Annotated in this window: 9 protein-coding genes; 1 reads left to right on the top strand and 8 read right to left on the bottom strand. The window is 63.7% G+C overall.

The window, feature by feature from the left end:
* Window positions 1-75 precede the first annotated feature (75 nt).
* On the top strand, window positions 76-1,257 hold the full coding sequence (locus KP010_RS06065) for an FAD-binding domain (protein WP_216280559.1): 1,182 nt from the start codon (window positions 76-78) through the stop codon (window positions 1,255-1,257).
* 341 nt (window positions 1,258-1,598) lie between these two features.
* Here the strand turns inward: KP010_RS06065 and KP010_RS06060 are convergent, their stop codons facing one another.
* The 8 genes from KP010_RS06060 to cyoA all read right to left on the bottom strand — a co-directional run bounded on the left by KP010_RS06060 (window position 1,599) and on the right by cyoA (window position 11,927).
* Window positions 1,599-2,234, bottom strand: coding sequence for a TetR/AcrR family transcriptional regulator (locus KP010_RS06060; protein ID WP_216280558.1), 636 nt, complete (start codon window positions 2,232-2,234; stop codon window positions 1,599-1,601).
* 15 nt (window positions 2,235-2,249) lie between these two features.
* Window positions 2,250-3,983, bottom strand: a complete 1,734-nt coding sequence (locus KP010_RS06055; RefSeq protein WP_216280557.1) for an FAD-dependent monooxygenase — start codon at window positions 3,981-3,983, stop codon at window positions 2,250-2,252.
* 257 nt (window positions 3,984-4,240) lie between these two features.
* Window positions 4,241-6,013 (bottom strand): PQQ-binding-like beta-propeller repeat protein, encoded by a 1,773-nt coding sequence (locus KP010_RS06050; protein ID WP_216280556.1) that lies wholly within the window; start codon window positions 6,011-6,013, stop codon window positions 4,241-4,243.
* 69 nt (window positions 6,014-6,082) lie between these two features.
* Window positions 6,083-7,207, bottom strand: coding sequence for a patatin-like phospholipase family protein (locus KP010_RS06045; RefSeq protein WP_216280555.1), 1,125 nt, complete (start codon window positions 7,205-7,207; stop codon window positions 6,083-6,085).
* Between the two features lie 55 nt (window positions 7,208-7,262).
* Window positions 7,263-8,417: a cytochrome o ubiquinol oxidase subunit IV gene (gene cyoD, locus KP010_RS06040; RefSeq protein ID WP_216280554.1), complete on the bottom strand. Its 1,155-nt coding sequence runs from the start codon at window positions 8,415-8,417 to the stop codon at window positions 7,263-7,265.
* Window positions 8,414-9,079 (bottom strand): cytochrome c oxidase subunit 3, encoded by a 666-nt coding sequence (locus KP010_RS06035; protein WP_216280553.1) that lies wholly within the window; start codon window positions 9,077-9,079, stop codon window positions 8,414-8,416. The genes cyoD and KP010_RS06035 overlap by 4 nt, the downstream gene beginning before the upstream one ends.
* On the bottom strand, window positions 9,076-11,082 hold the full coding sequence (locus KP010_RS06030) for a cbb3-type cytochrome c oxidase subunit I (protein ID WP_216281466.1): 2,007 nt from the start codon (window positions 11,080-11,082) through the stop codon (window positions 9,076-9,078). The genes KP010_RS06035 and KP010_RS06030 overlap by 4 nt, the downstream gene beginning before the upstream one ends.
* 2 nt (window positions 11,083-11,084) lie before the next feature.
* On the bottom strand, window positions 11,085-11,927 hold the full coding sequence (cyoA, locus tag KP010_RS06025) for a ubiquinol oxidase subunit II (RefSeq protein ID WP_253203556.1): 843 nt from the start codon (window positions 11,925-11,927) through the stop codon (window positions 11,085-11,087).
* Window positions 11,928-12,089: the final 162 nt, after the last annotated feature.

Here is a 12,089-nt window from a genome sequence, read left to right as displayed (position 1 = left end):
TAGAGGCAACTCAGCTGCCCCTAACGCGAGATTCGCCGAATAAAAGACAACGCGACAAAACGGAAGGAAGCCGCTATGAAGATCGCGATCAGTGGGGCCGGGATCGCCGGGGCGACGCTCTCCTATTGGCTCCTGCGCGCCGGGCACGAGCCGCTCCTGATCGAGCACGCCCCGTCTCTCAGGACCGGCGGCTACATCATGGACTTCTGGGGGCTCGGCTATTCGATCGCCGAGCGAATGGGCGTTCTTCCCGCCGTGCGCCGAGCCGGATATCAGGTCGAGGAAGTTCGTTTCCTCGCGGATGACGGGCGCAAGGTCGGCGGCTTCTCCGTCGACGCGCTCCGCGATGCGATGGGGGGACGAATGACGAGCGTGGCGCGAGGCGATCTGGCGGCTGCGATCTATCGCTCAATCGACGGCCGTGTCGAAATAATGTTCGACGAGCAGATTTCGATGATCGACGAACATGAGGGCGGGGTGCGGATCGCGCTGCGGAGCGGCGAGACGCGCGACGTCGATTTGCTCGTCGGCGCCGACGGCCTGCACTCACGCGTGCGCGAACTGATCTTCGGCTCCGAGGACCATTTCGAAAAGGATCTCGGCTATCGCTTCGCCGTGTTCGAGACCAACGGCTACGCGACGAGCGACGAGAATGCCTACGTCATCCATGCCGCAGCGTCGCGCCAGATCGGTCGCTTCACGCTCCGCGACGGCAGAACGCTTTGCCTGCTCGTCTTTAGAAGCGAGCTTTCCAACGGAGCCGAGCCGAACGGTCGAGTGGAAACACAGGCCCTGCTGAAAATGATCTTCGACGACGCAGGATGGGAGTCGGGCCGCATTCTGGCGGCGATGGAGGCCGCGGACGATGTCTACTATGACCGCGTCAGCCAGATACGCATGTCCAGCTGGCATAGCGGGCGGGTCGCGCTCATCGGAGACGCGGGCATGGCGGTGTCCTTTCTCGCTGGCGAAGGGGCCGGGCTCGCGATGACGGAAGCTTATGTGTTGGCGGGGGAAATTTCGCGCGCGCCGGGTGATCACGCGAAAGCCTTCGCGGCCTATGACGCCCGGCTACGGCCCTTCATCGAGGGCAAGCAGCGGACCGCCGAAAGTTTCGCTTCCACTTTCGTCCCACAGACAGAGCTCGGGATTTGGCTCCGCAATCAAGCGACCAAGCTGATGGCCTTACCCGGCGCAGCCAATCTCATGCTGGGCAAGAGCCTCCGCGACGACTTCGCGCTGCCCGACTATCTATGATCGAAGATATGAGGCGAGTCGGCCCCATGACGGGCATTTCGTGGCGTGGCTTTTGCTTTCTTTTCGGCGCCGTGTCTTCCTTTGGAAGCGGAGCCTGTCTCGGCTCGGCTACGCGGCCAGTCGCTCGACGCGAATATTGTCGCCGCCGCCGGCGTGGTTTCGGCGGCAGTGGAGATCGCATCGCTCATCGACTTGCATCCTGAGAAGCTCCGAGAATGCGGCTATGACGCATCTCGTGATCGCTTCCCGAATGTGCCGCTGGAACGGAGCACGCACATCGTCGGGGTCAAAATTTCTTCGATAGCGCTCGAAGAGCTCGAGCGAGCCGACTATCCGACACGTCAGGATTCTCCATGTAGCTCGATCGCACGTCGGAGGAAGCGCATCGCCTCGTTCTTATAAGTCGCTTCGTGCGGCGATACGATGCCGCTTACGATGTCACGGGCTATCTGGTCTAAAACAGCCGAGATGAGACGTGCGGCATAGGCGGGCGAAAGATCGCCGCGGATGAGACCGGCCTGCTGATCGCGGCGGATGAGAGCGGCCAGACGCTGGAGATGAGGCTCGCGCAATTCTTCCGCCCGTCGGGAGCTGCCGAACAACAAGGCTTCGGAGCCCAGGAAGGGCAGAATATCGGCATAGTCCCGGCAAACGGCGGCGCCTGCCTCCATGAGCCGCCCGATCAGCTCGATCGCAGGAACGTCCGCGGAGGAGCACAGCGAGATCCGGGCGTCGATCGCGCGCTGAACGTCATCGGTGAGCGCGACGATCAACGAGGCCTTCGACTCGAAATACAGATAGAATGTTCCCTGAGCGACGCCGGCAGAAGCTGCGATTTCGGGCACGCTCACCTCGTCATAGCGCTGTTGGGCGAGCAAGCTGCGCGCGGCCCGCAGAATGCGCTCACGCGCGTCGCCGCGAGGGCGGCCTCGTGGGCGTCTTTGTCGAGGCTCGGCCAAGTCCGGACGTTTGGTCATATTGGGATCGCCATCTCACGCAGGCCCATGGGCGAGCGGCTCTGCGCGAACGCTTTGTCCGATCCGCAACTTGTCCGCAAGATAGCGGCGCAGAGGGGATTCGAGCGCCGGCTGACTTCGAAAGCCGATGAAGCCGTCGGGACGTATGAGGAACAGACATTCGTATTTTGCGCCGTAGCGCTTATGCAGCGCGCCGTCTTTGTCGTGCAGCACGCCCGGCGTCGCCTCCCGTGTCACGAGGAAAGGTTCGAGAAAACCTTCGTGATCGACCTTCAGCCGGGCGACGAGCTCTGCGAGCCGGACGAGATCGCTCGGTTTGGGATCGACGCCTCCGAGAATGACGACGATCGCAGAGAGATCGTTCGCCATCAAACGGTGCAGGCTCGTCTCGCTTCCATCCGGCAGGACGAGACCGGCGGCGTCCGGCGCCCAATCGCCCGGCGCTGGCGCCGTTCGAAAGGCGCGGCGTTGGTCGCAATTGGGAAAGGGTCCGCCGCTGATGATTGCGCCAAGATAATCTGCCGACGACTGCTGACGATCGTCGACGATCGTGCTGTCCCGATAATGAAAGGCGGTCGCCGTGAAGGCCGCCGTCAGCACATTCTGTATCGGGCGCAGGCGACCGAGCGATTCCGCAGCGAGATCACGCAACGCGATCCGAGTGGGACTTTCGAGGCTGATAGCGCGTTGCGCGAGCTCGGTCTCGCGGACAATCGCGCGCATGATCGGAAGCCGCTCGTCCTCATAACTGTCGAGCAATTCTGGCGACGCCACGCCTTTTACGACGGCTGCGAGCTTCCAGGCGAGGTTGATCGCATCCTGCACGCCGGCGTTCATGCCCTGTCCACTTTCTGGGCTATGAATATGCGCGGCGTCGCCGAGCAGAAATACGCGGCCTTTCCGCAGCGTCTCCGCCACTCGGCTCGAGACGCGAAACACGGAGATCCACTGCGGATCGCGCAAGACGCCGTCGAATTCGGGGAAAGCCGCCAAGCCGTTCCGAAGATCGGCGACGGCGACGCTATCGGCGGTCACATTCGGTCGGTCGGTCAGGTCGACGACGACGCGCCAATTTCCGTCTCGCAACTTGCCGAAGATCGCAAAGCGACCGGCTCGCAGCAGCGTGTGAATCTCTTGTTCGGGCCAACGCGTCTCATCCGGGAAGTCGATCGCGAGATCGCCGGTTGCGAAACGGCCTTCGAGTGATCTGCCGTCGAAACCGACTCCCAGCGACTGACGCACGAGACTATGAGCGCCGTCGCATCCGGCGATGTAATCGAAGCGAGCTTCCTCGAGCCGGCCATCGGCGCGGCGCAATACAGCCGTGGCGCCGTCGACGGTCTGGGCGAATGCCTCGAGTGGGACGGGCCGTTCGATTTCGACGCCGAGCTCCCGCAGTCGCTCGATGAGAAAGCGCTCGCTCTTGCCTTGCTGAACGAGGAGCGAGAACGGATAGGGTCGATCCTTGCCGCATTCGAGGCCGATCCGCAGAACCCGTTCTCCGCTCGAATAGAAATTGGCGGCGCGGAGCGCCATGCCAGCGTCGAGGAATGGCGCCGCTGTCTTGTTGCGCGCGAAAGCTTCAATGGAGGGTGGGTGAAGTCCGATCGCCCGGGATTCCGAATCTGGGCGCTGCGGCGCCTTGTCGATAATGCGAATTCCGACGCCGGCGCGCCGTAACTCTAGCGCGAGAGTGAGACCCGCCGGCCCGGCGCCGACAATGAGGACTTGCGAATGCGAGGGACGCATGGGAGTCTCCATTTAATATAATGAACATTATTATATTAAATTGAGCGCAATTGCGCAACCCATGAACTCGGCGAAGCCCGGAGACGTCGCCACGTCTCAGCCCCGCGAAAGCCGCCGCCCCGATCTCACGCGACAATCGTTCTTCGCGATTGTGCGATCGATCGAAACGCGGTCGACGCGGAACCCCGGCGGCATGTCGCAAATCGAAATAGGGTGTAGCGCTCAATCGCGCTCGATGCGGATGCGGCGCCGCATCGTCAATCGCCGGCGACGCCCAGGATCGAAACCTTCGCCGTCGTGATCTCGGTCGGCCACAAGATCTCGGTGAGACCGGTCGCGACGGCGACGCGCTGACCTTTCGGCGTCGCGAAGGTGATGACGCCGCCGCCGACCGCGCCGCCGATTTTCGCGCCCCACAGCCTGCCGCCCGTGTCGGCGTCGAGCGCATAGAAATTCCCGCCCATGTCGCCGAAGAAGACGACGCCGCCCGCCGTCGGCGTCACGCCGCTCTGCACGGGATAGTTGGTCTTGGCGCGCCAGCGCCATCGGCCGCTGTCCGCATCGACGGCGGTGAGCCAGCCCGCCCATTGAAAGACCGGATCGGCCCGGCCCCACATGTTGAACGGATCCAGCGAGTCCTCGCCGGACCATGGCGCGAATTTCGGCGCGCTCTCGATCTCCTTCTCGGGTTCGGTTCGGACGGTCGTGCACCATTGCACCTCGCCGATCATGACGAGATTGTTCTGCGGATCGTAGGCCGGTCCGTTCCATTCGGCGCCGCCGACGGAGCCGGGGCAGAAATGCACGCTCCTGTCCGCCGAGAACGGAACGTCGGCGTTCTCGATCTTCGTCACCGGGACGCGATAGAGCCGCTCCTTCGTATCGAGGTCGAAGCCATAGAGATGGCCATCCTTCGGCGCGACGAGCATCACGCGCCTGCCGGACGCCGTGGCGACGAGCGCCGGCGCGCCCGAGACATCCCAGTCGTGCCAGTCCTTGCCGACGATCTTGAAATGCGTCCGATAGGCTCCGGTCCTCGCGTCGAGCACGACGACCGAATTCGAATAAAGATTGTCGCCGCCCCGCAGAGCGGCCGCGAAATCGGGCGCCGGATTGCCGCCCGGGACATAAAGCAGCCCGCTGTCGGGATCGAGCGTGTAGGAGGTCCAGGTCGCGCCGCCCGAGATCGGCGAGCCGGGCGCCTGATTCCAGCTGGAGGCGTCGAGCGGGGACGCGCCTTGCGGACCGCGAGTCGAATCTCCCGGCTGCTTGGGAACGAGATAGAACTCCCAGGCGATCCGGCCGGTCGCCGCGTCGAGCGCATACATGCGTCCCTTCACGCCTTTGAAATCGCCGCCGGCGTTGCCGATGAAGACGAGGCCGTTCCAGGCGATCGGCGCCGCCGGCGCCGTCTCGCTCTTCTTCGGATCGGCGATCGCGGTCTCCCACAGGCGCGCGCCGGTCGTGAAATCATAAGCGATCACGCGACCGTCCTGCGTGCCGCGGAACACACGTCCGTCGAGATACGCCACGCCCCGATTCACGCCTTGCGGCGTCGCCGGCGCATAGCTCTCGCGCTTCCGCCAGTTCTCGCGACAAGTGAGCGGGTCGATGGAGAATGTGTCGTGCTCGGTCGCAAAGAGCAGCGCTCCGCGCACCATGACGAGGCCCGAGTTGAAGCCGGTGTAGCGACCGGTGTCATAAGTGCAGAGAACCTTCAGCCGGCCCACGTTGGCGCGGTCGATCTCGCTGAGGGAGGAGAAACGGTCGGAAGCGAGCGTCTTGTTGTAGCTCGGCCAAGAGCCGTCGTCCGGCGGCGCGGCGCGGGTGTCGGCGACGCGCGGCGCCGTGTCGAAGTCGGGCGCGGTCTCGACCGTCAATACGCCCGCGGGGGCGTCGAGATAGCGCCAGTAATTGAGTCCCATGGCCGCGATCGGAACGAAGGCGTTCCAATGCGTATAGATCGCGGTCGCCGCCGCGGCGCCGAGCGCGGCCGTGACTCCGAGCGCGATTGTCGTCGCCTTCTTCATGGGATCGCTCCGCTCATCTATTCGACCGCGGGCGCCCGAGCCGACGGCCCCTTTCGATCTTCGCGGCGCTCAGCGCCGTGTCTCCTCGTCCCGGGTCAGATCGAGAGTCGCCATTCCTCCCGGCGCGCGTGTGCGCGTGAGCCATTCGGGATGGCTCAGCGTCGTCTCCACGTCGCGCTTGCCGTCCTTCCAGTTGCGCATCATCGTGTAGCGGGAGAACTCGAAATCCTCGGAGGGGCCTTCGCCCGCCGTCGGGCGATGGATCAGATGCACAATGGTCGTGGCGTTCTCATGCGCGGCTTCGTCCAGAATGCGCCAGTCGGCATCCTCGCGCAGCTCCTGCGGCGCTTTGGAGCCGAGGCGCGCGATCGCCGCGGAGAGCTGGTGCAAGCGGCACATCACATCGGTGTTCATGCGAGTGCGCGAGGAATAGCGAATCTCCTTCTCGCGGCAGGCGATCTCGAGCAGCGTCTGCGGCAGCTTGCCGCGCGCGCTGAAGAGGTCCAGCTGAAACACCAGCATGTCCCGACGAGGCCGTTCATAGTCGAGCACATATTGCAGCGGCGTGTTCGAGACGAGGCCGCCGTCCCAATAATGCTCGCCTTCGATCTCGATCATCGGCAGACCCGGTGGCAGAGCGCCGCTCGCCATCACATGCTCGGGGCCGATCCGCTCGCGCGCCGTGTCGAAATAATGGAAGTTGCCGGTCCTCACATTGACCGAGCCGACGCTGTAGCGGATGGCGCCGGAGTTGAGCAGGTCGAAGTCGACGAGCGACAGCAGCGTCTCACGCAAGGGCGTCGTGTCATAAACGCTCAGACTCGCGGGTGCGTGGCGGAAGCCGGGAATCGTCGGCGGAATGCGCGGCCGAAAAAAGCCGGGCGCGCCGAAAGCCGCAGTCATCGCGGCGCTCGATTCGTCGAAGAGCTGAAGGACCAGCTCCTCGTCGTTCGGCGGCGACGCCGTGACGAGGCTCGAGGCTTCACGCCAGAATTGGCCGAGACGCTCCACGCGGCGCTCGGGTGGATTGCCGCAGATGATCGCGCCATTGACCGCGCCGATCGAAATGGCCGCCACCCAGTCGATCTTCTGGCCGGCTGCGAGAAGCGCCTCATAGGCGCCGGCCTGATAAGAGCCCAGCGCGCCGCCGCCCTGAAGCACGAGCGTGGAAAGTTCGACGTCGCCTGCGCTCATCCCGTCTCTTCTCCTATCTGCGCGTTGCGCGCCATCCGCTCTGCGACGCCACGCCTCACGGGTCTGTTCTCTTGCGCGGAGAGATGCGCGCTCTCCCGACTGTCCCCGGCGCGAGCGCATGACCCGGATCGCGCGCCATGATCTCGACGCTCGCCTCCGCGCCGGCTCGCGCCGGCTCGATCTTCGTCACCTCTCCCTCGAACGATCGCCCGGGAAGGGCGTCGATGGTGAAGACGGTCTTGTCGCCGACGGCGATCAGAGCGCTTTGCGCGGCGCCGAGCTTCACGACGATGCGCGCCGTATCGGGAGCGATCACGAACATCGGCGCTTTCGACTCCGCAGAGACCTCCTCGCCCGGCGCGACATTGCGCGCGCGGATCGTTCCGTCGATCGGCGCAACGATGCGCGTCGCGGAGAGCTCCGCCTTCGACGCCGCGAGCGCGGCCTGCGCCTGTTCGACATCCGCGGCCGCGCGATCGACGCTCCTTTCATGCCTTTCGACCGATCGACGGAGTCGCGCGACGGCGCTGCGGCGCTGCACGCCCTTTGCGCCCTGCAGAGCGTCGCGGGCCGCGCCGAGCCGCGCCGATTCGCGGTCGAGACGTGCTTGCGCCGCCTTCAGCGCGTGCGTGGACCGATCCACCGCCGCTTGGAATGGCCGCGGGTCGATTTCGGCGCAGAGCCATCCCGCCTCGACATGCGCGCCGGCTTCACAGCCGATCGCGGACACTCTTCCCGAAACATGCGCTGCGATTTGCTGCGGCTCGGTCGGAGCGACTATCCCCTCGACGCGCAGGCCTCCTTCCGCCGCCATGCTCTCGAGGTCCGTCCTCGCCATCATGCGATCCGGCATCACATTGTGCTCGAGATGGGACATGATCCACAAGGAGCCGCCGACGACCAGAGTGACGATCAGCACGCCGAAGGCGAGGGCGAGCGCATTATTCGTGTTGTCCGGCGCAGTGGTGAGATGGAGGAAGAAGACGAGATGCACGCCGATCTGCGCGATCGCCAGCGCGACCAGCGCCATGGTGATCCCCGGCCCCCAGATGAGATTCGTGCGAACGAGATAGAATGACGCGATCGTGAGCAGAGCCGCGAGCGCGAAGCCCGTGAAATAGGTGAGGAGCCCCTCGCGCACGCCATGGCCCGGCGCATCCATGAAGCCTGGCGCGACATCCTCGGAGTTCTTTTCCTCGACATGACTCATCGGCCTTCTCCGATCAGATAGACGACCGTGAAGATCGCGACCCAGATGATGTCGAGCACATGCCAGAACAGATTGAAGCAGATGAGCCTGTAGAGCACGGGTCCGAAACCCTTGACGAAGAGCTGCGCCATCATCGTGCCGAGCCAGAGCAGCCCGACGCTGACATGCGCGCCGTGCAGGCCGACGAGAGCGAAGAAGGAGGAGAGGAAGGCGCTCCGCATCGGCCCGGCGCCGCTCGTGATCATTCCCGAGAATTCCTGCGCCTCGAGCGAGAGGAAGGCGAACCCGAGCAGGCCGGTGACGAGCAGCGCAGCCTGCGTCCAGAATTGATTGCGCGCATTCGTCGCGACCGCCGAGAGGCCGCATGTGAAGCTCGAGGCGAGCAGGCATGCGGTTTCGAGCGCCACCCTCGTCGGATCGAACAGGTCGCGTCCGGAAGGGCCGCCGTCCGTCGCGGTCTGCAGCACCGCATGCGCCGCGAAGAAGGCGGAGAACATGACGATGTCGCTGAGCAGGAATATCCAAAATCCGAAGGCGATGATGACGCGCTTCGAAGCCGGTCCAGCCTCGCCGTGACCTGTCGCCAGGATCTCGGAGCGGCGGAGCCTGTAGGGGTCGATGTGTCGGCCGAGCGCAGGCGCCGGCGCCTCGATCGTCGTCATGTGGTCTCACTTGCTTGCGGATGTCTCGCGAGCCAATCGGCTCGGCTCTTTCGGTGGACGAGATCGATGCGCTCGACCTCTTCCGCCGATATCTCCTCCTCAACCTTGTCGCGCCAAGCGTACCAGACGAACACGACATAGGCTGCGACGAGGCCGATGGCCGCGAGCCACCAGATGCGCCACACCATGGCGAAGCCGGTGATCGTCGCGAAGAAGCCGGTCACGACGCCAACCGGACTGTTTCTCGGCATGGCGATCGCCTCGTATCGCGCGTCGCTCTGCTGGGTCTCGATCGCGCGCCGCTTAATCTCCCAATAGGGTTCCTCGCCTTCCACATTCGGCTGCGTCGCGAAGTTGAATTGCGGCGGCGGCGACGGCGTCGCCCATTCGAGCGAGCGGCCGTTCCACGGATCGCCGGTCTCGTCCCGCAGCCGGTCGCGATGGCGAATGCTGACGACGATCTGGATCACTTGGCAGATAAAGGCGATCGCGAAGAGGACGACGCCGACCATCGCCGCCGCCACCCACGGGCGCCACATCTCCATGTCGTAATGCTGCATGCGACGCGTCATGCCGAGTAGACCGAGCACGTAGAGGGGCACGAAGACGGCGTAGAAGGCCGCGAGAGTGAACCAGAATGCAGCGACGCCCCAGCCCTCGTGCAGGCGAAAACCGAAGGCTTTCGGAAACCAATAGGCGATGCCGGCGAAGGCGCCGAACACGACGCCGCCGATGATGGTGTTGTGGAAATGGGCGACGAGAAAGAGGCTGTTGTGCAGCACAAAGTCGGCCGGCGGCACAGCGAGGAGGACGCCTGTCATTCCCCCGAGGACGAAGGTCACGATAAAGCCGAGCGACCACAGCATCGGCGTCGTGAAGCGAATACGGCCGCCATACATTGTGAACAGCCAATTGAAGACTTTGACGCCGGTGACGACGGCGATCACCGTCGTGGCGATGCCGAAAGCCGCATTGACCGTGCCTCCTGCTCCCATGGTGAAGAAATGATGCAACCAGACGAGATAGGAGATGACGCATATGCCGAGCGTCGCGAGCACCATCGACCGATAGCCGAACAGCGGCCTGTCGGAGAAGGTCGAGATCACCTCGGAAAAAATGCCGAAGGCGGGCAAGACGAGAATGTAGACCTCTGGATGCCCCCAGGCCCAGATCAGATTTATGAACATCATCATATTGCCGCCGCCGGCGTTGGTGAAGAAATGAAAGCCGAGATAGCGGTCGAGCGCGAGCATTGTGAGCGTCGCCGTCAGAATCGGGAAAGCGGCGACGATCAGCAGATTGGATGCGAGCGCCGTCCAGCAATACATCGACATTCTGAGGTAGCCCATGCCGGGAGCGCGCATCTTCAGAATCGTGGTGACGAAATTTATTCCGGTCACGAGCGTGCCGACGCCGGAGATGAGCAGCGCCCAGAGGTAGTAATCGACGCCGACGTCGGGCGAGAATTCGCGCTCGGAGAGCGGTGGATAGGGCAACCATCCGGCGCGCGAGAACATGCCGACGACGAGCGAGATATTGACGAGAAGCGCGCCGGTGGCGGTGAGCCAGAGACTCGTCGAATTCCATGTCGGAAAGGCGACGTCGCGCATGCCGAGCTGCAGGGGAATGACGAAATTCATGAGGCCGATCATCATCGGCATCGCCGCGAAGAAGATCATGATCGTGCCGTGCGAGCTGAAAATTTGATCGAAATGCTCGGGCGGAAGATAACCTTCCGCGCGATACGCATAGGCTTGCTGGGAGCGCATCAATATGGCGTCGGCGAAGCCGCGCAGCATCATGACGCAGCCGAGCGCGATATACATGACGCCGATGCGCTTGTGATCGACGCTGGTGATCCACTCGCGCCAGAGGTACGGGAGATGGCCGGCGAGCACGACCCAGGCCACGATCGCCAAGCAGATGGCTATGACCACCGCGCCCGCGATCAACGGCAGCGGAGAATTCCACGGGATCGCGTCCCACGACAGATCGCCTAAAATCTTCATCGCATCGCCTCCGGACATGGGACGGCGGAATTGTCGGACGCCTTCTGCGGCGTGAGCTTCCCCGTCGCGATATCCGAGAACAGGGCGGGCGCGACCGAACGGAAGACGAAAGCAGGCACGTTCTGACTTGCGGGCAGAAGCGCTGCGTAGCCGGCGTGATCGAGATCGCAGGCGCGCTTTCGCGCCTCCGCGATCCAACGCTCGAAGTCCTCCTCGGATTTGACATGCACGGCGAAATGCATGTCGGCGAAGCCGTCTCCGCTGAACTGTGTCGAGAGGCCCCAGAGATCGCCGATATGATCCGCCTTCAAATTGAGCTGCGTCACCATTCCGGGCATGGTGGCGATCATGCCCCCGAGACGCGGGATGAAGAACGAGTTCATCACCGTGGCGGAGGTGAGAGAGAAGTGGACCGGAGCCTCGACCGGCAGAACGAGCTCATTGACGCTCGCGACCGACTGCTCCGGATAGACGAAGAGCCATTTCCAATCGAGCGAGACGACCTGCACCTCGACCGGCTCGCGCGAGGCGGCGATCGGCCGGAACGGATCCAGCCGATGCGAGCCGATCCAGATCAGCCCGCCGAGAAAGAGGATGATGAGCAGCGGAAAGCCCCAGTTGACGAGCTCGAGCCGGCCGGAGAATACCCAGTCGGGAAGATATCGGGCCCGGCGGTTGGATGCTCGGAACCACCAAGCGCAGACGAGCGCCCCGATGATGGTCGGGACGACAATGATCAGCATCGTGCCGAATGCGTTAACGAGAATTTTGCTTTCTTCAGCGGCAATCTGTCCCTTGGGATCGAGCACCCCGCCAGAACAGCCGGCGAGCAGCAGCATGGATGCCTTCGATAGAAGCGTCGCGAGCGTCGACGCGCGGCGCCTCGCAGGATGACGACCCGGCTGCATATACGCTTTCTCTCTCAGTAGATACCGAAATACATGCCTCAATTGTCTCGCCCGTCGAAGCGACTTCGACTCGCGACTCGACTCAAAACCGTT

Origin of the sequence: Methylosinus sp. KRF6 (assembly GCF_018887255.1) — a bacterium.
In the GTDB taxonomy this organism is placed as follows: Bacteria; Pseudomonadota; Alphaproteobacteria; order Rhizobiales; family Beijerinckiaceae; genus Methylosinus; species Methylosinus sporium.
Note: the sequence above shows the minus strand (reverse complement) of the source record. Positions and strands in the feature narration are given on the sequence as shown.

Bases quoted from the DNA above. Each gene is read 5' to 3' on its own strand.
- KP010_RS06065 (WP_216280559.1), top strand. From the start codon at position 76: ATGAAGATCGCGATCAGTGGGGCCGGGATCGCCGGGGCGACGCTCTCC.
- KP010_RS06060 (WP_216280558.1), bottom strand. From the start codon at position 2,234: ATGACCAAACGTCCGGACTTGGCCGAGCCTCGACAAAGACGCCCACGA.
- KP010_RS06055 (WP_216280557.1), bottom strand. From the start codon at position 3,983: ATGCGTCCCTCGCATTCGCAAGTCCTCATTGTCGGCGCCGGGCCGGCG.
- KP010_RS06050 (WP_216280556.1), bottom strand. From the start codon at position 6,013: ATGAAGAAGGCGACGACAATCGCGCTCGGAGTCACGGCCGCGCTCGGC.
- KP010_RS06045 (WP_216280555.1), bottom strand. From the start codon at position 7,207: ATGAGCGCAGGCGACGTCGAACTTTCCACGCTCGTGCTTCAGGGCGGC.
- cyoD (WP_216280554.1), bottom strand. From the start codon at position 8,417: ATGAGTCATGTCGAGGAAAAGAACTCCGAGGATGTCGCGCCAGGCTTC.
- KP010_RS06035 (WP_216280553.1), bottom strand. From the start codon at position 9,079: ATGACGACGATCGAGGCGCCGGCGCCTGCGCTCGGCCGACACATCGAC.
- cyoA (WP_253203556.1), bottom strand. From the start codon at position 11,927: ATGCTGCTGCTCGCCGGCTGTTCTGGCGGGGTGCTCGATCCCAAGGGA.